Annotated in this window: 20 protein-coding genes; 12 read left to right on the top strand and 8 right to left on the bottom strand. The window is 67.2% G+C overall.

Annotation, left to right across the window (positions count from 1 at the left end; all coding sequences use genetic code 11):
* Positions 1-6 precede the first annotated feature (6 nt).
* Complete coding sequence (locus ACLJPD_RS31805; protein ID WP_410877154.1) at positions 7-1,419, top strand: MFS transporter; 1,413 nt, start codon at positions 7-9, stop codon at positions 1,417-1,419.
* 73 nt (positions 1,420-1,492) lie between these two features.
* Here the strand turns inward: ACLJPD_RS31805 and ACLJPD_RS31810 are convergent, their stop codons facing one another.
* A complete protein-coding gene (locus tag ACLJPD_RS31810) occupies positions 1,493-1,984 on the bottom strand; it encodes a glutathione peroxidase (RefSeq protein WP_410877155.1) in 492 nt (163 codons plus the stop codon).
* 180 nt (positions 1,985-2,164) lie between these two features.
* Here ACLJPD_RS31810 and ACLJPD_RS31815 point away from each other — a divergent pair, with 180 nt between their 5' ends.
* A complete protein-coding gene (locus ACLJPD_RS31815; RefSeq protein WP_410877156.1) occupies positions 2,165-3,646 on the top strand; it encodes an FAD-dependent oxidoreductase in 1,482 nt (493 codons plus the stop codon).
* A gap of 145 nt (positions 3,647-3,791) precedes the next feature.
* Positions 3,792-5,381: a GMC family oxidoreductase gene (locus ACLJPD_RS31820; protein ID WP_410877157.1), complete on the top strand. Its 1,590-nt coding sequence runs from the start codon at positions 3,792-3,794 to the stop codon at positions 5,379-5,381.
* 47 nt (positions 5,382-5,428) lie between these two features.
* Here the strand turns inward: ACLJPD_RS31820 and ACLJPD_RS31825 are convergent, their stop codons facing one another.
* Positions 5,429-5,773 carry a DoxX family protein gene (locus tag ACLJPD_RS31825; protein WP_410877158.1) on the bottom strand — a complete coding sequence of 115 codons (345 nt, stop codon included), beginning with the start codon at positions 5,771-5,773 and terminating at the stop codon, positions 5,429-5,431.
* Between the two features lie 120 nt (positions 5,774-5,893).
* On the opposite strand from ACLJPD_RS31825, the gene ACLJPD_RS31830 reads away from it, so the two are divergent.
* The gene (locus tag ACLJPD_RS31830) at positions 5,894-6,781 is read left to right on the top strand and encodes a sigma-70 family RNA polymerase sigma factor (RefSeq protein ID WP_410877159.1); all 888 of its coding nucleotides are present in this window, start codon (positions 5,894-5,896) and stop codon (positions 6,779-6,781) included.
* Positions 6,782-6,888: 107 nt separating this feature from the next.
* On the opposite strand, the gene ACLJPD_RS31835 is transcribed toward ACLJPD_RS31830, so the two are convergent.
* Positions 6,889-7,365 (bottom strand): HAD-IIIC family phosphatase, encoded by a 477-nt coding sequence (locus ACLJPD_RS31835; RefSeq protein WP_410877160.1) that lies wholly within the window; start codon positions 7,363-7,365, stop codon positions 6,889-6,891.
* A gap of 184 nt (positions 7,366-7,549) precedes the next feature.
* On the opposite strand from ACLJPD_RS31835, the gene ACLJPD_RS31840 reads away from it, so the two are divergent.
* Positions 7,550-8,776 (top strand): PucR family transcriptional regulator, encoded by a 1,227-nt coding sequence (locus tag ACLJPD_RS31840; RefSeq protein WP_410877161.1) that lies wholly within the window; start codon positions 7,550-7,552, stop codon positions 8,774-8,776.
* 70 nt (positions 8,777-8,846) lie between these two features.
* On the opposite strand, the gene ACLJPD_RS31845 is transcribed toward ACLJPD_RS31840, so the two are convergent.
* From ACLJPD_RS31845 to ACLJPD_RS31855, 3 genes are all read right to left on the bottom strand, one after another.
* The gene (locus tag ACLJPD_RS31845; protein ID WP_410877162.1) at positions 8,847-10,028 is read right to left on the bottom strand and encodes an esterase/lipase family protein; all 1,182 of its coding nucleotides are present in this window, start codon (positions 10,026-10,028) and stop codon (positions 8,847-8,849) included.
* Between the two features lie 186 nt (positions 10,029-10,214).
* On the bottom strand, positions 10,215-11,549 hold the full coding sequence (locus ACLJPD_RS31850) for a lipase family protein (RefSeq protein ID WP_410877163.1): 1,335 nt from the start codon (positions 11,547-11,549) through the stop codon (positions 10,215-10,217).
* Positions 11,550-11,833: 284 nt separating this feature from the next.
* Complete coding sequence (locus ACLJPD_RS31855) at positions 11,834-13,063, bottom strand: lipase family protein (RefSeq protein WP_410877164.1); 1,230 nt, start codon at positions 13,061-13,063, stop codon at positions 11,834-11,836.
* A 275-nt stretch (positions 13,064-13,338) separates the two neighbouring features.
* Between ACLJPD_RS31855 and ACLJPD_RS31860 the strand changes: the two genes are divergently transcribed.
* The 4 genes from ACLJPD_RS31860 to ACLJPD_RS31875 all read left to right on the top strand — a co-directional run bounded on the left by ACLJPD_RS31860 (position 13,339) and on the right by ACLJPD_RS31875 (position 15,422).
* Positions 13,339-13,590 (top strand): hypothetical protein, encoded by a 252-nt coding sequence (locus tag ACLJPD_RS31860; protein WP_410877165.1) that lies wholly within the window; start codon positions 13,339-13,341, stop codon positions 13,588-13,590.
* A gap of 72 nt (positions 13,591-13,662) precedes the next feature.
* The gene (locus tag ACLJPD_RS31865) at positions 13,663-14,142 is read left to right on the top strand and encodes a DUF2599 domain-containing protein (protein ID WP_410877166.1); all 480 of its coding nucleotides are present in this window, start codon (positions 13,663-13,665) and stop codon (positions 14,140-14,142) included.
* Between the two features lie 12 nt (positions 14,143-14,154).
* Positions 14,155-14,814, top strand: a complete 660-nt coding sequence (locus tag ACLJPD_RS31870; RefSeq protein ID WP_410877167.1) for an SDR family oxidoreductase — start codon at positions 14,155-14,157, stop codon at positions 14,812-14,814.
* A gap of 353 nt (positions 14,815-15,167) precedes the next feature.
* Entirely contained in the window at positions 15,168-15,422 is a 255-nt protein-coding gene (locus tag ACLJPD_RS31875) for a hypothetical protein (RefSeq protein ID WP_410877168.1), read from the top strand.
* Positions 15,423-15,480: 58 nt separating this feature from the next.
* Here the strand turns inward: ACLJPD_RS31875 and ACLJPD_RS31880 are convergent, their stop codons facing one another.
* Both ACLJPD_RS31880 and ACLJPD_RS31885 read right to left on the bottom strand, forming a co-directional pair.
* Positions 15,481-16,365 carry a helix-turn-helix domain-containing protein gene (locus tag ACLJPD_RS31880; RefSeq protein ID WP_410877169.1) on the bottom strand — a complete coding sequence of 295 codons (885 nt, stop codon included), beginning with the start codon at positions 16,363-16,365 and terminating at the stop codon, positions 15,481-15,483.
* 18 nt (positions 16,366-16,383) lie between these two features.
* The gene (locus ACLJPD_RS31885; RefSeq protein ID WP_410877170.1) at positions 16,384-16,671 is read right to left on the bottom strand and encodes a DUF397 domain-containing protein; all 288 of its coding nucleotides are present in this window, start codon (positions 16,669-16,671) and stop codon (positions 16,384-16,386) included.
* A 298-nt stretch (positions 16,672-16,969) separates the two neighbouring features.
* Here ACLJPD_RS31885 and ACLJPD_RS31890 point away from each other — a divergent pair, with 298 nt between their 5' ends.
* The 3 genes from ACLJPD_RS31890 to ACLJPD_RS31900 all read left to right on the top strand — a co-directional run bounded on the left by ACLJPD_RS31890 (position 16,970) and on the right by ACLJPD_RS31900 (position 19,040).
* On the top strand, positions 16,970-17,158 hold the full coding sequence (locus ACLJPD_RS31890; protein WP_410877171.1) for a hypothetical protein: 189 nt from the start codon (positions 16,970-16,972) through the stop codon (positions 17,156-17,158).
* 88 nt (positions 17,159-17,246) lie between these two features.
* Positions 17,247-17,681 carry a CBS domain-containing protein gene (locus ACLJPD_RS31895; protein WP_410877172.1) on the top strand — a complete coding sequence of 145 codons (435 nt, stop codon included), beginning with the start codon at positions 17,247-17,249 and terminating at the stop codon, positions 17,679-17,681.
* Between the two features lie 87 nt (positions 17,682-17,768).
* A complete protein-coding gene (locus tag ACLJPD_RS31900; protein WP_410877173.1) occupies positions 17,769-19,040 on the top strand; it encodes an aminotransferase class V-fold PLP-dependent enzyme in 1,272 nt (423 codons plus the stop codon).
* Positions 19,041-19,064 lie beyond the last annotated feature (24 nt).

The following is a 19,064-nucleotide window of genomic DNA, read 5'->3' on the forward strand; positions in this document are numbered from 1 at the left end:
CAGAGCATGATCCAGATACTCAAAGCCCCTGTGCCCGATGTGGTGTCGGGCAGGCGTTCGATCGCTGTGCTCGTCGTGATCCTGACCGGCCAGTTCATGACCGTGCTCGACGGGTCCATCGTCAATGTCGCCATCCCCTCCATTCGTGCGAACCTCGATACGGGCGGGGCCGCACTGCAATTGATCGTCGCAGGCTATGTGATCGCGTACGCGGTTCTGCTGATCGGTGGTGCGCGCCTGGGTGACCGGTTCACGCAGCGGCGCACGTTCATCGTGGGTCTGGCGGTGTTCACGCTGACCTCGCTCGCCTGCGGGCTGGCGTGGAACGAGATGTCGCTCATCGTGTTCCGCTTCGGTCAGGGTATCGGGGCGGCCGCGCTGGCGCCGCAGGTGATGACGCTGATCCAACGCACCTTCGCCGGAGCGGCGCGAGCCAGGGCGCTGAGCGTCTATGCGGCGATCGTTTCGGGCGGCCTGCTCGCGGGCCAGATTCTCGGCGGGCTGATCGTCGACGCGGACCTGGGCGGCAGTGGTTGGCGGGCGGTGTTTCTGGTGAATGTACCGATCGGGCTCGCACTGCTGGTGCTGGCACCGCGGGTGCTCCCGGTCACCGTCGCGCGCACGGACCGGACCGTCGACGGGCTGGGCTTGGTGACGCTCACGGCCACCGTGCTGCTGCTGGTCGTGCCGCTGGTGCTCGGGCGCGAACTCGGATTCCCGCTGTGGTCGTGGTGGTGCCTCGGCGCGGGCTTGCTCGGTCTCGCAGTGTTCGTGCGGGTCGAGCGCGTGGTCGCCGGGCGTGGTCGTGATCCACTGTTCGCGCCGCGAGTACTCGCAGCGCCCGGTCTGCTCGCCACTGCCGCGACCCTGTTCCTGGTGATGGGGACCTTCGGTGGGTGGCTGTTCGTGAGCGCGATCCACCTGCAGAGCGGACTCGGCTACAGCGCGCTGCGGGCGGGCGTGCAGTTCTTGCCGATGGGTGTCACCTTCGCGCTGGCGGGGTTGTGTTGGCAGCGCGTTCCGGCCCACCTGCACGCGAGGATGATTCCGTTCGGGCTGGTGGTGAGTGCCGCCACGCTGGGTTGGCTCGCCTGGTTGCTCGGCGACGGCGCGGGCATCGGACCTGCGGCGTCGATCGCGTTCGGGTTGTTCGGTCTCGGTAACGGGCTGGCGTTCAGCCCGTTGATGACGCGGGCGCTGGCCACGGTCCCGGTGACGCTCGCTGCCGATGCCAGCGGGATTCTCGTCACCAGTGTGCAGCTGGGAACGGTGGTCGGGATCGCGAGCATCGGATCGGTGTACTTCGAAACCGCGGGAACGACCGCCGAGCCGGTGGCGGTCGTCCATCTGCTCTGCGCCATGACGGCACTCGTCGCCGCCGCCTCGGCCGCGGTTGCCGTGCACCGGATCCGCCGCTGAGCGTGCCATCGCGAGGTCATCGATCGCCGACAGCCTGCCGCGCAGTACGCGCTGTCGGCGAACGCTCAATAGCTCAGAGCTGGGCTTCGATCGCCTGCACGACCTCGGGGGCATCGGGGGTCGTGCGGGGGCGGAACCGGCCCGCGACCGTGCCGTCACGACCGACGAGGAACTTCTCGAAATTCCACTGGACATCGCCTGCGGCGCCTTCGGCATCGGCCGTCTCGACCAGCGCGGCGTAGAGCGGGTGCCGGCCGTCACCGTTGACATCGGCCTTGGCGAGCAGTGGGAAATCCACGCCGTAGGTGACCGAGCAGAATTCCTGGATCTCCTCGGCGGTGCCCGGCTCCTGACCCATGAACTGGTTGCTCGGGAAGCCGATCACGGTGAAACCGCGCTCGCCGTAGGTCTTCTGCAGCTCGACCAGGGCGCCGTACTGCGGGGTCAGGCCGCATTTGGAGGCGACGTTGACCAGTAGCACGGCCCGCTCACCCGCCAGCTCGCCCAGTGTGGTGTCTTCGCCCGTCAGGGTCTGCACCGCAATGTCTCGAATATTTTCGCTCATCACTTCACCACCAGATCTCGTCTGTGTCGCCGTCGATCGCCACCGTACCGGAGCCCGATGGGTGCGCAAGCGTCCCGCTGGGCGGGACATTCTGTAACACGTTCTTGTTTTGTCGGGCGGTTGGCGGCACCATTCCTGTGACGGGCGGTCGCGCCCGCACCCCGAGCACCGGAGGAACCCGTGAGCGAACAGCCATATCGGATCGACACCGTCCGCCCGCTGCGCGCGAGCGAGGTGACACAGTGGGATTTCGAGACCGATGTGGTGGTGGCCGGTTTCGGCATCGCCGGTGTGTGCGCGTCGATCGAAGCCGCGCGGGCCGGTGCGAAGGTGCTCATCCTGGAACGGACCGGCGGATGGGGCGGCGCGGCGGCGCTGGCGGGCGGCTTCGTCTACCTCGGCGGCGGCACACCGCTGCAGAAGGCGCTCGGATTCGACGACACCCCCGAGAACATGGCGACGTTCCTCACCGCGGCGCTCGGGCCCGGCGTCGACGAGGCGAAGATCAACGACTACTGCGCGGGCAGTGTCGAGCACTACAACTGGCTCGTCGACTGCGGTGTGCCGTTCAAGGAGTCGTTCTGGGGTGAGCCCGGCTGGGAGCCCCCGCACGACGAGGGCCTGATGTACTCCGGTGGCGAGAACTCCGCGCCATTCCTCGAGATCGCCGAACCCGCTCCGCGCGGCCACGTTCCTGAGCTGGCGGGCAAGAAGATCGGTGAGCGCAGCGGTGGCTACATGCTGATGAAGCCGCTGGCCGACACCGTCGCCGGGCTCGACATCGACGTCGAGTACGACACCCGCATCCGTCGACTCGTCGTCGACGACGCCGACCGCGTGGTCGGCGTGCTGGCGACCACCTACGGCAAGCCCGTCACCGTGCGGGCCGCGCGCGGCGTCGTCCTGGCGACCGGCAGTTTCGCCTACGACACCGAGATGATCGACCGCTACACCCCGCGCCTGAGCGGCAGGCCCGGCGCTGCCATCGAGGAACACGACGGCATCGGCATCCGCCTGGCCCAGGCGATCGGCGCCGAGCTCGCGCACATGGATGCCAGCGAGGTGGCCATCTTCGGTGATCCGCAGATGATGGCGCGCGGCATCCTCGTCAACGGCCGTGGTCAGCGCTTCGTCACCGAGGACACCTACCCCGGCCGGATCGGTCAGGCAACCCTGTTGCAGAACGACAACCAGGCGTTCCTGATCATCGACGAGACCTCGCTCGAGGAGGCACTGGCGACCGAGAGCGCCACCCCGTTCTTCCGCTTCCAGCCCAAGTGGGTCGCCGAGACGGTCGCCGAGCTCGAGGCCGAAATGGGGCTGCCCGCACAGACACTGCAGACCACGGTGGCCACCTACAACCAGCACGCCGAGCACTGCACCGACCCGCTGCTGGGCAAGAAACCCGAGTGGGTGCGCCCGATCAAGGGATCGCTCGCCTGCTTCGACCTGCGTGGGCTCACCGCCGGGTTCACCCTCGGCGGGCTGCGCACCGACCTGGATTCGCGGGTGCTGCACGTCAGCGGTGAGCCGATCGAGGGACTGTTCGCCGCCGGGCGCTGCACGTCGGGGCTGTGCGCGTACGGCTACGTCAGCGGGGCCTCGCTCGGCGACGGCAGCTTCTACGGCCGCCGCGCGGGTAAAGCCGCGGCGGCGGGCTGAACCGGCCACGACCCACCGCGCCCTTGCTGTCAGTACTCTGCTTGCAGCGTCACGCCCGACGACGAGTCCGGCTGCGCTCGCGGCCTTTTCACGCCCGTGAGCAGGCGCGCCGAACGACAGACGCAGTGCAGATCGGAGTTGGACAGTGCAAGCAGGTGGGACGTCCGCGGATTACGTGATCGTCGGCTCCGGGTCCGCGGGGGCGGTGCTCGCGAATCGGCTCAGTGCCGACCCGAGCACCACGGTCGTAGTGTTGGAGGCAGGCCCGGCCGACGACGACAAGTTCGCCCATATTCCGGCCGCGTTCTCGAAACTGTTTCGCAGCGAGTGTGATTGGGACTATCTGACCGAACCGCAGGCCCAGCTCGGCGACCGGCAGATCTACTGGCCGCGCGGCAAGACCTTCGGTGGCTCGTCGTCGATGAACGCGATGATGTGGGTGCGTGGTTTCCGCGCCGACTACGAGGAATGGGGGCTGCTGGCGGGCGAGAAGTGGAATTTCGCGGCCGCGGTGGAGCAGTTCCGCAAGATCGAGAACGTCCAGGACGCGCAGTTCCCCGACGAAGGGTCGAAGGGGCCGCAGTACGTGCAGCGCCAGCGCAGCCCGCGCGCGTCCACGCACGCGTTCCTCGAGGCGGCGCGCCAGGCCGGCCATGATCTGGAATCGGCGAATCGGCCTGCGCCCGAAGGCTTTACGCAGACCATGGTGACCCAGCGCGACGGCAGGCGCTGGAGCACCGCCGACGGGTACCTGCGGCCGGCGATGAAGCGGTCGAACCTGACCGTGCTGGCGTCCTCGCTCGCCACCCGCGTGTTGTTCGAGGGAACCAAGGCGATCGGCGTCGAGTACCGCAAAGGCGACCAGACCCACACGGTGACCGCGAATCGTGAGGTCGTCCTGTGCGGTGGCGCGGTGAACAGTCCGCAGCTGCTGCAGCTTTCGGGCATCGGCGATCAGGAGGAGCTGAAGCAACACGGCATCGACCTGGTCGCCCACTCCCCCGAGGTCGGCGCGAACCTGCAGGACCACCTCATCGCGGCGCTCGGCTACAGCGTGGAATCGGACTCGCTGTTCACCGCGGAGAAGCCACTCGAGCTGATCAACTACCTGGTCCGGCACCGCGGCATGCTCACCTCCAATGTCGGTGAGGCATACGGTTTCGTGCGCAGCGAGCCCGACCTCGAGCACCCCGATCTGGAACTGATCTACGCACCGGCGCCGTTCTACCACGAGGGTCTCGTCGAGGCAGAAGAGCACGGTGTGGTGCTCGGCGCGATCCTGCTTCGTCCGCGCAGTCGCGGCAAGATCAGCCTGGCCTCGGCCGATCCGACGGCCAAGCCGGTGATCGATCCGCGGTATCTGTCCGATCCCGACGGCGCCGACCGAGCCACGCTGGCCGCCGGGCTGCGGGTGTGTGCCGGGCTCGCCGAGCAGCCCGCGCTCAAGAGTGCCCTCGGCGCGCTGATCTACCCGCCCGCGGCACCCGATGATCTCGAGGCAGCCATCACGCTGACCATCGAACAGTTCTCGCACACCCTGTACCACCCGATCGGCACCTGCCGGATGGGTACCGACGCCGCGAGCGTCGTCACCCCCGATCTGTTGGTCCGCGGCGTCCAAGGGCTGCGCGTCGCCGACGCCTCGGTTATGCCGCTGATCATCCGCGGCCACACCAACGCCCCCGCCATCTTCATCGGCGAACAGGCCGCTGACTTCATCCTGACGCAAGCCTGACCCGGGTGCTGGTGGCGCGCTGTGAAGGCGCGCCACCAGCACTGCGGTCATGCCCCTGCGAGACCGAGCGACGCCGCCGCGAGCAGCAGATAGGGCAGCGGATAACCCAGATCCGCGTACTTGCGCGCCCGCAGCACGGTGAGTTCGGCGGCGAGGAAATACAGCACGAGCCCGGCCGCGGCGGCCACTGCCAGCGGCCGATAGACCAGGCCGGCGAGCAGGCCGAGTCCACCCGCCGCCTTGATCAGGGCCAGCGGCGTGAGCGTCCACGGCGCGATGCCGTAGTCGCGCATGTTCTCGCGCACCCAGTCGGCACGAACGACATCGATCAGCGCGGCTGTCAACGCGCCGAGCGCGGCGAGCACGGTGACGACGATATAGGTGGTGTGCATCGGGATCAGGACCTCCGGTTTCGGGTGATCGGCGCCTCTGACATCGTGGAGACCGCCACCGTGATCGGACGGCGAGTGCCGTCCGATCGATAGACGACCGGTGTGAGCGAAAGGTGACCGATGCGCGCAGATCCACCGGAGGCGTCGGCGCGTGCGTTCGAACAACGGCGCGACCGCCTGCGTGGCATCGCCTATCGGATGGTGGGTTCGGCGGCCGAAGCCGAGGATGCCGTCCAGGAGGCGTGGTTGCGCCTGGCCGGGACCGACACCGAGATCGCCGATCTCGACGGCTGGCTCACCACGGTCGTGTCGCGAATCTGCCTCGATCTGCTGCGCACCCGCACCCGTCGCGCCGAAGTCGCGTCGGTGGATACGCCCGCTCGGGCGGCCACCGGCGCGGGTGCGGACCCCGAAGCCGAAGCGCTACAAGCGGATTGCGTGGGTCGGGCACTGCTCGTCGTGCTCGGGACGCTCGGCCCCGAGGAACGGGTCGCCTTCGTTCTGCACGACCTGTTCGCCGTGCCGTTCGCCGAGATCGCGCCGATGCTCGGGCGCACGCCCGCCACCACCAAGAAACTTGCCAGTCGCGCCCGGCTGCGCGTGCACGCGCCCGCACGGATCGAGTCGACGGAACTTCTCGAACACCGGGCCGCGGTGACAGCCTTCGCACGGGCTGCGCGTGAGGGCGATCTGGGCGGACTGCTCGCAGTGCTCGCACCGGATGTGGTGCGCACCGCGGACCCGGCGTCGCTGTCGCCCGGGATGGCTGTTGTCGTGCGGGGTGCTCGCGCGGTGGCCGAGGGTGCGCTCGCGCTGCGGCGGCGGTCGCGCGATGCGGTGCTGATGCTCGTGGACGGCAGGCCCGGTCTGGTGGTGGCGGAAGCGGGCGGCCCCGTGTTCGCCGTGACGTTCGTGGTGCGCGGCGGGCGGATCGCGGCTTACGACGTCGTGGCCTCGCCGCATCGTCTGGCCGTCCTCACCCTCTCACTGCCGCCGGCAACGCCGTGATCCGGGCCCCGAAATTACCGGTTGCCGGCCATTGTGGCATTCGCTGCAACGATGCAGTTGGTGCACCTTCACAGTGTTCCAGCACAAAACCGGCGCCTCGGTACAGGTCAGCGGGCGGGGACGCGGGCGAACCCCATCGGTGGTGTCGGTACGCGGCCGGAGCGCAGGTCGTGCCGGAAATCGGGGAGCAGCGGCAGCATGTCGACATTGCGGGCGGCGTAGCAGCGCACCATCGGCAGTGCGAGCGAGACCTCGGCACGTTCGACCGGTTCGGCGTCGAGGAACGCGAGCGCGTCCAGGCCGAGACCGAGGGTGCCTGCGATGCGGACGATCGAGGCGGATTTGCGGCCCCAGCCGACCTCGACCGCGGAGAACATCTCGTACAGACCGTGGCGGTACAGCGTGCGCAAGGTTCTGGCACGATCACCGCGCGCGGCGACGGCATGCAGCACACCGCGCTCGCTCAGTTTCGTCAGCGTGCGAAGTGCCGGTGGGCGCAGCGTGGTGCCGGTCTCGTCGTGGACGACACCCTCCCAGAGGGTCTCGTCCAGTTCCCAGACCAGACAACGGACGGGAGGTCGCATGGCGCTGAACTCTACAACCACTCATAGCGAAGAACCAGACTTGTGACCCCTCACTACCCGGGCCTGCGGCCGTGGGCCCCATACCCAGAACCTGACGTTCCATTCCGGTTTCGTTTGCAGTTCGTTAGGGTGGGGTTTCGCTGGACAGCGGGGGGTACAGCCGAAACAGGCGAAGGGAACACAGATGTCCGTCCACAATCCACCCCGGCCGTCGTTGACCGTCTCGGGCAAGCCGATGTCGTTGCCACTCAAAGACGTTCGCGCGCTGTCGCGGCAGATGGTCGGCCATTTCGTCGCCAATGTCGCCCCCTGCGGAACGCTACCTGGTGACGCCATCTCCGGTGACGTCACCACCATCACTCGTATCTGCCTGGAATTCGCTGTCGGGATGCTCGATGGGCGTGATATCCCCAGTCAACTGATGCGCCTGCAGGACGCGGCCAGTGCGTGGGCCCGTGAGGGCGTGCCGATCGACACGATCCACCATTCGATCGCCGAGGGCTTCAAAATAGGCCTCGACCTGGTGGTATCGAGCGCCTCGGGCAACGACTTCGACAGTCTCGTCGGCGGCGTCAAGGTCGTGATGGAACTGCTCGACACGATCACCGCCCAGATCTCGCTGGCCTATGTCCGCGAGCTGCGCGGTGTGGTGAGCGAACATCACACGGCCGTCCACACCCTCACCTCCGCCCTGCTGGGCGGCCACAGCACCTCGACGATGGCCCGCGAATGCGGCATCACCATCGCCGAGACCTACACCGTCCTCGCCCTGGCGATCCCGCAGCACCGCGAGGAAGCCAACCCGGCGCTGGATTCGAAGGTCGTCGCCCGCCGCAAACTGCGCCGGGTGCAGGCCGAACTGGCCAAGCGCTGCGGCGACTCGGCGCTGTCGCTGCTCAGCGTCGACGGCGGGACGGTACTCATCCCCGCCGACGCCTTCGACCGCGAGGGTCTGGCCGCACTGGTCGCCCAGCTCTCCCAGGCCGCTCAGGTCGGCATCACCGCCGCGATGGTCGAAACGAGCACCACCGGGGTTCCCGATGCCGCCGACCAGTCACACGAGCTCCTGGACATGGTGCAGCGGCTCGAGGTGACCTCGGGTCTTTACCGCTTCGACGAACTCGCCCTCGAGTACCAGCTGACCCGCCCCGGCCCCGGCCGCGAATTCCTCGGCTCGCTGCTCGATCCGCTGGATCAGTACCCCGAGCTGCTCGAAACCCTGCAGCGCCACATCGCCAACAACCTCAACCGCCAGCGCACCGCTCGCGTCCTGCACGTGCACACCAATACCGTCGACTACCGGCTCAAACGGATCGGCCAGCTCACCGGCTTCGATCCCACCCAGCCCTCAGGACTGTGGTACCTGCGCTCCGCACTCGTCGCGCGTAGTTACCGTTCCGTCCCGGCCTGATCGGCGAACACGACGAAGGCGCTGTCCACATCGAGTGGACAGCGCCTTCGTCGTTGTCAGCGAGAGCGGGTCAGAGCGAGCCGCCGCCACCGACGAGCCACGGGTTGAACACGCAGGTCAGCTGCGGGTTCTGCACCGGGTCGAGCGCGCGCAGCGCGATCGAGAGGGCACGCGGGGAGTACATGATCGTCAAGTGATCCGAGATGTCCTGCTCGCAGCCGTCCTGCAGGGTGATGTTGTTGACCTGCGCCCCCGGGCCCGCCTTCAGGAAGGTCAGGTCGTAGGGGTTGGTGACCTCGTCGTACCGGGTACCGACCACGGTGTAATCGACGCCGGCGATCGTGTCACCTGCTGCGTTGAGGTTGTTGACGAAATCCGAGCCGATGGTCTGCTGGATACCCGCGTGCCCGACGAAGATCTCGATCGGGCCCAGGATGTCGATACCCAGGTTGTTGATCATGCGACCCAGCGCGCCGATACCGTCGAGGCTGGTGCCGTGGTGGGTGGCGCCGAAGGTGATCAGCTTGTTCACCTTGGCCGCACCGCCCTCGAACTTGGTGTAGTAATTCGCCATCGCCCCACCTTGGGAGTGCGCGACGATGTCGACCTCGTCGGAACCGGTGGCCGCGAGGACCCGGTCGATGAATGTCGCGGTCTGCTTCGCCGAATCCTCGATGTAGCCCGTACCCATCACACCGGGCAGGAACGAACCGAGGCCGCCACCCTCCATCATGTTCGAGCGGCCGTAGTTGAACGTGAACGTGCAGTAACCGGCGTCCTTGATCGGCTGACCCATGTAGGCGTAGCCGTTGTAGGCGTTCATCCAGGTGCCGTGCAGCAGCACGACCGGGCGAGGATGCTCGGCGGTCGGCTTGCAGTTCCAGTCGTTCGTGCCGGGCGCGGCGGCATCGGGATTGCCGAGGCCGTACGCGAACGCGGCGAGGAACGCCGTCGACGCGGGCCCGTAAGCGCCGGGATCGGACGAATAACCGCCCGAGGAACCCGAGCTGGAACCCGAACCGCCGTAGCAGTCACCGGACCCGTTACCCGACCCGGCACCACTGCCGGACGTGCACGCCGAACCCGACCCGGCGACCTGACGGCCTTCGGAGACGATGGCGGCGAGATCCTGCTCGGTCGGCGCCGCAGCGGGAGCCGCGCTCGCCCCCGGCCCGGTGAGCACCATGGAGAGGGCGCCGACACCGGCGAATACCGCCGTGTGCAGCGTGCGTCTGCGACTGGGAGATTTCATGTGTTGACTTGTCTTCCTGTGCGATTCGAATATTCGTCGCCCCTTTTCTTGCCGGGAGAACGAATGGCTTGTCGAAACCGCCCAAAACATAAGCCGCAGAATTCCTTACGAGACGATTGTCACGTCCGGTCTGGGCAGGTCACCACGTCCTCTCGAAAAGTGCCATGACGGGGCACAGGAAATTTTTCAGCATTCGCTGCGCGCCGGGATCCCGAGAAGTCGCTCGTCGAGCCACAACATCGCCTCCGGGTACCCGGTCGCCGCGCCGATGATGTGTTCACCTAGCACGCCGCGATACACCGCGTTGGCGCCGAGTTCGCACTGCTCCGCGTAGAGATTGCGGGCTCCCTCCGCCGGGATCCACCACTCTTGCTCACCGTTGTAGATATAGAGCGGAGTGGCCGACCGCATGCCCTGCATCCGGGTGATCTCGTAGATGTCGGTGGCCAGTTCCGAGCGCAGCGGGTCGGCGATATTGGCACCGACATCGATGGGCAGGTGCAGGATTCCGGGAATCGCGAAAACGCTGGCGCAGGTGTCTTTCATTATCGACGTCGTGACCCAGCGCCCGAGATTGTTCATCGCAGCCAGGATTTCGGGGCGTTCCCGGCCGATCGCGAAGGTCGCGGCCATAAATATTCCGGAGGCGAGATTGGCATTCATACTGCGCGACAGGATTTCGAAGTCGGCCGGTACACCGCCCAGTGCCGCGCCGACGATCGCGTCGGCCAGTTCCGGTGCGTAGGAGTCGATCAGCTTGGCCGCGCCGTTGGTGGCGATCGCGCCGCCGGAATAGCCGGTCATCGCGAAGCGGCTCTCGCCGTAGGCCACCGGGTCGACGCCGCGCACCGCCCGGATCGCGTCGAGCACCGCGTGCCCGGCGACATACGGTTCGGCGTAGGCCATCCACGGACCCTGGTGGTCGGGTACCAGGACGGCGTATCCGCGCAGGACCGCCAGCTGGGTGGTCGGCGGAATGAACTCGGTCGCGCTGGATTGCGAGGTCAGTCCGTGTGCCAGCGAGTAACCCGGGGTGCACTTGCGCCCCAGTGCGTCGATGGGCAGGTTGTTCACCAGCACAGGACGATCGCCGGGACCGGTCCAGTCGGTGGCGGGCACGATCAGGGTCGCCGTCGAGTAGGACGGTCTGCCGTGCGCGTCGTCGGTGCGGAATTTCAGCAGCGTCGCCGAACGGATCGGCACCAGGGTCAGCCAGGCGGCGGTACCGGTGATGTCGCGAGATTCGATCAGATCGCCGGGCGACAACTCCGCCAGGCCCGCGGGCCACTGGTCGAAGATCGGATCGCCGACCGCCGAGGGCAGCACCGCCGCACGAAGTGCCGCGAGCTCGGCAGCCGGATCGGCGGCGTTCGGCTGAATCGGTGAGGGCAGCACCTGGTCGATCCAGCGCTGCAGGTCGGGCAGGAAGCCCGGTGTCCCCACCTGTGGCACCGGGAATTCCTGGGTCGGCGGCGGATCGGCGGCGGCGGTGCCCGCCGCGAACGCGAACGCGAACGTCATCGAACAGACAAGTACTCGAACAGATCTCATGGCACACACGCCTTCGGGTGGCAACGGATTCGTCGATGACGTGCCACTATGCGGTGCTTCGAACCCGACCGAAACTCCCCCACCGCGCCGTCGTCAGAGCTTTTACGCTACGGGCAGCGGCGAACTGACTTCGGCGTTGTGCCCGAGTCGTGTGCGCAATGCCGCTGTATCGCAACAAGAATCGACCCGTCACGACACGAATCGACCCGGATCCGCGTTGGGGCGCGCGGATCCGGGTCGAGACGGAACCGGACTCAGCAGGTGCTGGGCGCCGGTTCCCCCTGCAGCCGCGCATCGAGCCAACTCAGCGCGGAAGGCAGTCCGAGCACAGCTGCGGTCAGGTGGTCCGGGGTCGGTGTCTGCTGGCTGACGACCTTGGCGCCCGCAGCACACCAGCGCTGGGTGGTGGCGTTGATCGCGTCGACCGGAATGAGGCCGTCGATCGGCGAATGCCATTCGAAGACAGGCATTGTCGGCGCGCCCGGATACAGTTCGAGGCTGTTCTCCTCCACCACGGCGCGTGCGTCGGGATCGGCAACCAGCGAGGTGGTGGCCGCGAAGTCGAGTATCCCGCGGCCGGCTCCCGCACCGAGGATGTCGTTGGTGCAGGCATCGCGGATCGATGCACGCGCGGCCAGGCCGCTGGCGTTCATCTGCTCGCTGATCGGAAACCGTTGGGGGTATTCCCGTTCCAGGCCGATTCCGGCGGCCAGCGCGAGCCCGAAAACCGGATGCGATCCGAAGCCGAGCCCCTCGAGCATCGACACCAGGTTCATCGGCACCCCACCCATCGCCGCACCCGCGATCTCCAGCTCGGGCGCGTACTCGGGCTGCAGCGCCGCCGCCCACGCCGTCGCCATGCCGCCACCGGAGTACCCGGCCATCGCCACCCGACTGCCGCCGATCCGCAACTGCTCGACCTGGCGCGCCGCGCGGATGCCGTCCAGGGTCACCTGACCGCCCAGTTTCGCTGCGCCATAGGCGAAATTGGGTCCGAGGTGGTCGGGCACGGCCATCGTCCAGCCGCGCTTCAACGGGTAGTTCCAGGCCACCGCCTCGCGCACCATCAGGTCCGGATCGTCGGTGTAGAGAACTTTCGAGACCGAGCACCGCGTGCCGAGGCCGTTGATGATGTGCTGGTAGGACAGCACAGGGGCATCGGCGCGGTGGTTGTTCGGCTGGAGCACCGTTGTCGTCGCGGCGATCGGATCGCCTGCGGAATTCGTTGAACGGAACTGGATCAGGGTGATCGTCGTGTCGGGGAACATCGCCAGCGGCGGCATCGCCCGCACGCCGAGGACGTCACCGGGCTCGCTGTCGGCGATGTCGGCGGGCTGGTTGTAGAAGGGGTCGGGGTCGGCGGTCGGGAACAGCGGTGCGGCCTGGACCGCCCCCGCGCAGACCACGTTGAGCACCGCTGCCGCCAAGCAGACCAACAGTGTTCGGCGCGGCCGAGTGTGCCGTGCCGCGGCAAGCCAGATCATGCGGCTGTCCCTCCCGTGTCGCTGCTGTCGAGAGCAAGCTTCGCCGGTACCGTGGCTCCTCGTCGACGGATACCGCGAACATCGGCGGAGCTCACAACATCACCTGGTGCATGGTTGTGACCGGAGGCAGCCCGCCGATGGGCGGACGCACCGCCGCGGCGACAGTTGGATTGTGAGATCTCCAAGGCGAAATCGGAACGTGTTCCTGTCGATGGTGCAAGACCTACCGTCGAGTAGGAAGGCGCTCACCAGTGCCGGGGCGAAAGGAGCACGCCATGATTCCCATCGACGAGAACATCGCCGCCACCCTCCACCGCATCGACCCGAACGAGATACCGACCCGGCGGATCACGGTCTACTTCGACGGCCCCACACCCGAGGACGCACTGGTCCTGAAATACGCGGCGACCCAGGCCGAGGCGTGGGAGTTCACCTCGGCGGCCGTGCATTCCGGTCTGCTGGTGACCGTCGACGGCCAGGTCGACCCCGATCTGCGCCGGTTGCCCTGCCGGTCCCTGTGGCACTGAAGTTCGCGACGCCGCCCCGCTAGGCTGGCGAGGCGGGCGCTCACCGGCCCCGCACCGACAGGAGGGGCAACCGTGGCACGGTGGCAGATCCCGCTCGCACTCGCCGCGGCGGCCGTACTCACCGGCTGCGGCTCGGCCGACACCGTGGATGTCGCGACCCCGTCCACCACCACTGCGCCGACGACCACCAAACGGGTGCCCGCCACCATCGCACCGCCGACCACCACGGTCGATCCCTACGCGGGCCTGCCGCTCATCGATCACGTGACCTGGACCGAGAACATCGACGGCCCCCGCCTGCTCGTCTATCCCACCCAGGCGGGCCGCAAAACCGCCGCACCCGGCACCGACGAGCTGGCCTGGCGGGAAGTGCGCGCCCTGGACGCCGATGCCGACGCGCCGGGCATGCGCGACCAGTTCCTTTGCCACTGGGTGTGGGCGAGGATGGTGGCACCCGACAAGCCGAGCTGGAATCTCGAACCGTGGCGCCCCGACGTCGGCTACCAGGCCACGGTATCGGCGAACTGCAACCCTGGCGGCCCCGAACGCTGATAGGAGCACCCCATGCGCATCGTCATCGCAGGCGGACACGGCAAGATCGCCCTGCTGCTCGCCCCACTGCTGACCCGTCGCGGCCACCAGGTCCACGCGCTCATCCGCGACCAGAGCCAGGCCGCCGACATCGCCGCGACCGGCGGCGTCCCGGTCATCTACGACATGGAGCGCGACACCCCCGCCGATCTCGCGGCCGCGGTCGCCGGTTCGGATGCGGTGGTGTTCGCCGCGGGCGCGGGCGCGGGCGCGGGCAGCGGCGCCGCACGCAAGTACACCGTCGACCTCAACGGTTCGGTGCAGCTGGCCGATGCCGCCGAGCACACCGGCGTCACGCGGTTCGTGCAGATTTCGACCATGGGTGCGGGCAGCCCGCCCGAACCGGGCACCGACGAGGTGTGGGCCGCCTATCTCGACGCCAAGACCCGCGCCGAGGAGGACCTGCGCAGCCGCGATCTGGATTGGACGATCCTGCGTCCCGGCGTACTCACCGACTCCGAAGGCAACGGTCTGATCACGCTCGGACCGCCGCCCATTCCGCGCGCGTCGGTGCCGCGCGCCGATGTCGCCGCGACGCTCGCGTCGATCTTGTTCGCGGACAACACCTTTCGGTGCACGCTCGAGCTGGTTTCCGGCTCGCTGCCGATCGAGTCAGCTGTCTCGACCATTTGATAGCCGCAAATTAACTGTCGCAGTATATTTCGCCCCCTCGGTGTAGCTGTTGTCGGCCCGCACGACTTTTTCGCCACCCGATGAATACACCGAACCGCCGGTCACGCCATTATTTGCGCACCACCTGCGATGAAAACGATCGTGTGACCCTGGATTCGCCGCTCAGAAGCCGGGAAATGCGCCGCATCGAGACGGAATCGATCGTGCAGATGTGCTTGCATCTGAAAGTCTCTCCGTCCTAAACTCAGGGCCGCAACACAATTCAGGGGACAGCCAGGGAGGCCGCGAGCGGCACACCCAGGGTAAGGATTGCCTTGGGTTTGCCACTGCCTGAGAAGTACAGGGGCATGCACATGAACAACACCACCGGCCGATTCGGCCTCGCCGATCGCGCGCCGACCACCCATCCCGACACCACCCGGTGGTCGAGGGAAAGCGCGGTCGCCTTTGTCATCGATGCCGTGGAATCCACCGGCGCGGCGACCCGTAATGATTTCGATATCGACCGGATCGTGAGCACCGCGCACGAATTGGCCGACGACTGGGATCTCCAGACGCTGACCGCTGATACTTTCTGGCGTATCGCCGCCGGCTGCATCCGGTACTGAACGACGATTCGTCTCGGACTGCTCGATCTACTGAGCGGTCCGAGACGAATTCCGCGTGTCAGTCCCGCTCGGCGTAGGACAGCAGGATTTCGCGGGAGCGGTCCGGCCGCTCGGCCTGGACGCTGAGCTGATCCATCACCGACAGATACATCGCGAGGTCCTGGCGACGCTCGAGGTAGAGCGCACTGGTGAGTTGCTCGAGATAGACGATGTCGGGCAGTTCCGGTTCGCCGAAGCGCAGAATGCTGAACGAACTGCCCGCCGCCGCGTGCCCACCTGCCGAGTACGGCAGCACCTGCACCGTCACGTTCGGTAGCTCCGAGAGTTCGACAAGGTGGCGCAGCTGCGCCCGGTGTACTTCGCGCCCGCCGATCGGACGGTGCAGTACGGCCTCGTCGATCACCGCCCACACCACCGGCGGGTCGACTCGGCGCAGGACGTCCTGGCGCAACTGCCGAACCTGGACCCGACGGTCGGTTTCGGCGTCGTCGACACCGAGGGTGACGATGGCTCTGGTGTACTCCGGCGTCTGCAGCAGGCCGGGTACCAATTGGGCCTCATAGGTACGGATCTGGCTGGCCGCCTGCTCGAGCCCGAGATAGGTGCTGAACCACGACGGCAGCAGATCGCTGTAGCGATGCCACCAGCCGGGTTCGCTTGCCTGCCTGGCCAACTCGAAGAACGAGGTGCGTTCCACGGGATCGTGCACGCCGTAGAGCGTGAGCAGATCCCGGATGTCGCGCTCCTTGAAACCGGTGCGACCCAGCTCGAGTCGGCTGATCTTGGCGTGCGAACCGCGGATCGCGTCGCCCGCGGCCTCGCGGGTGATGCCTTTGCCTTCGCGTAGCTTGCGCAACTGGCCACCGAGTGCGATGCGCAACACGGTGGGGCCACGGTCGGCAACAGGTTGTACGCGACCGATCTCGTCGGGTTCAGCCGTCATGGACCCAGATGTTACCGATTACCCGGTCAGATAGTCGAACTCTCCGGCCTTCGCGCCGCGGATGAATGCGTCGATTTCGGGCCGGGTATAGAAGATCACCGACCCCTGTGGGTCGCGCGAGTTGCGCACGGCGACCGAACCGTCGGCCGCTTCGGCAACCTCGACGCAATTTCCACTCGGGTTGCTGTAGGTGCTCTTGCGCCAGGCTCCATCTACCGGGCGTTCACGCTGATCATGCTGCATTCCGGACATACCGCACTCCTCCTTCTCGAATGGTGCCCAACGGTACGAAAATTGCAGATGCACGCTCAAACGTTCTTGCATCTGCTTGCGCGATGGGGAGATTAACATGCGCGACGGCACTGCGCACCGGTCGGTACTTACCCGATGTCAGCACTCGGATCAGGCACCGACCGAGTCGTCCAGCCCCCTGAATTCGTAAGCGCCACAACCCCATCGCGGCCCGACACGGCCCCAACGAACGTGCAGATGTGCTTGCATTCGAAAACGATGCGCCCGTAGACTCAGGCCGCAAGATCACCGAGCGGTACCTCGGCCGCACCGGCCGAGGCGGCCTTTCGGCGCCGAATGGGAGGGGACTTCGATGAGTAGTCCGTTGCAGCGACACCTCGGTGCCGCAGGCGCACCGCCCACCACGTGTAGTGACGAGCCGAACGGGCTCACCTACCGTCAGGCACGCGAGATGCTGCGCCAACACGACATCCACGGCCCACAGTGCCGCCAGTGGCTGGCCGCGGCCGCGTATCTGTCTGCGGGGCTGGACGACGAATAGTCCGGTTGTAACGTCTTCGTGCTGGTCAGGTCGGGTGCGGACCGGTCATACTCGGCAGCGACGATCGATCCGGACAGGTGGTGCGCGTATGCGGATATCGGAGATCTTGCGCAACAAGGGCACGGCGGTCACCACGGTCAGACCGCCGACCACGGTGCGTGAACTGTTGGCGGCGCTGGCCGAGCACAATATCGGCGCGGTGGTCGTCTCCCCAGATGGCGCCCAGATCGCGGGCATCGTGTCCGAACGTGATGTGGTGCGTCATCTCCACGCCCACGGCGCCGCGCTGCTGGATCGGCCGGTCACCGACATCATGACCGCCCGGGTTCGCACCTGTGGGCCCGAGGAGGATGTGTCGTCGCTGCGCGATGTGATGACCGAGCACCGGATTCGGCACATGCCGGTGGTGGAGTCCGATCGACTGATCGGCATCGTCAGCATCGGTGACGTGGTGAAGAGCGAGATCACCGAACTGGCGGCCGAACGCGAGCACCTGGTCGAGTATCTCCAGGGCAATTACTGAGCGCGACACCACCCCGCGGTCGACGAAAAGCGTTGCGCCTGAGAATTCTTCGCGAGCCGCACCTGAAACGTGCGTATCGTTGAACAGGTGCACCCCGCCCAACCCGAGCTCGCCGCAGCCTCGGTAATGCGGCACGCGCCCCCACCGGTGCCCGCCACGATTCGGACGCGGTTTCCCGCTCTGGCCGATCCCGCCATGGTCTATCTCGACAGCGCCGCGACGACTCAGAAGCCCGACACCGTCATCGCGGCCGTCACCGACTACCACCGCGAGCACACCGCCAATGTGGGCCGCGGCACCTACGGTTGGGCCACCTCGCTGTCGGCGCGGATCGCCGCCGTCCGCACCAGGGCCGCCGGTTTCGTCGGCGCGCAGCACCGCGACGAGATCGTGTTCACCAGCGGGGCCACCGCCGCGCTCGGCACGATCGCGCACAGCTGGGGGCTGGCCGAGCTGAACGACGGCGACGAAATCCTCTACAACCCCGCCGATCACGCCGCCAATGTGCTGCCGTGGCACCACCTGCGCGACACCCTCGCCAGGTTCGGCCGTCGAATCGTGTTGCGGCCCTATCGAAGCACGGCGACCGGCGAGGCCGATGTCGAAGACATCCTCGCGCAGGTCGGTCCGCGCACCCGGCTGATCACCACCAGCCACCTGCACCACGTGTTCGGCGGGCTCACCACCCTCGAGGAGTTGCACGGCCGGATCGACCCCGAGATCCTGCTGTGCTTCGACTGCTCGCAGAGCGGTGGGCACCTGCCTGTCGACGTGCGCGCGCTACGCGCCGATTTCGCGATCTTCGCGGGCCACAAGATGTTCGGCGCGCCCGGCACCGGCCTGCTGTACTGCCATCGCCGGGTACACGAACGACTGCGCCCCTTCCTGCCGGGCGGACAGTCCGGGGTCAGGATCACCGAAGCCGGTCTCGTCGGCACCGGGATGCCCGAGCTACTCGAGGGTGGCACTCCCAATATTCCCGGAATCCTCTCCCTGGCACCGGCTTTCGACCTACTGGACGAACTCGACCGATACGCTGTCGCCGCGCACAACCGGGTGCTCACCCTGCGGCTCATCGAGGGACTACGCGAGGTTCCCGGGCTCGATTTCCTCGCCGGGCCCGCGCACGCCGCGTGCGCTGTGGGCTATGGCATCGTCTCGTTCACCCTCGACGGGATCACCGCGGCCGATCTCGGGTTCGTGCTGGCCGATGCCGGGTTCCTCGTGCGCACCGGGGCACACTGTGTGCCTTCGGCCGCCGCCGGGAGCGGGTCGGTGCGGGTGAGTACGCAGCTCTACAACACCCTCGACGAGATCGACCGATTCGTCACCTGTGTGTCCGGCATCGCCGGGCGCTGACTCGACCTGCCCCGACGCCGAGGA

The sequence above is a fragment of the Nocardia sp. A7 genome, from assembly GCF_046549215.1.
Taxonomy (GTDB): domain Bacteria; phylum Actinomycetota; class Actinomycetes; order Mycobacteriales; family Mycobacteriaceae; genus Nocardia.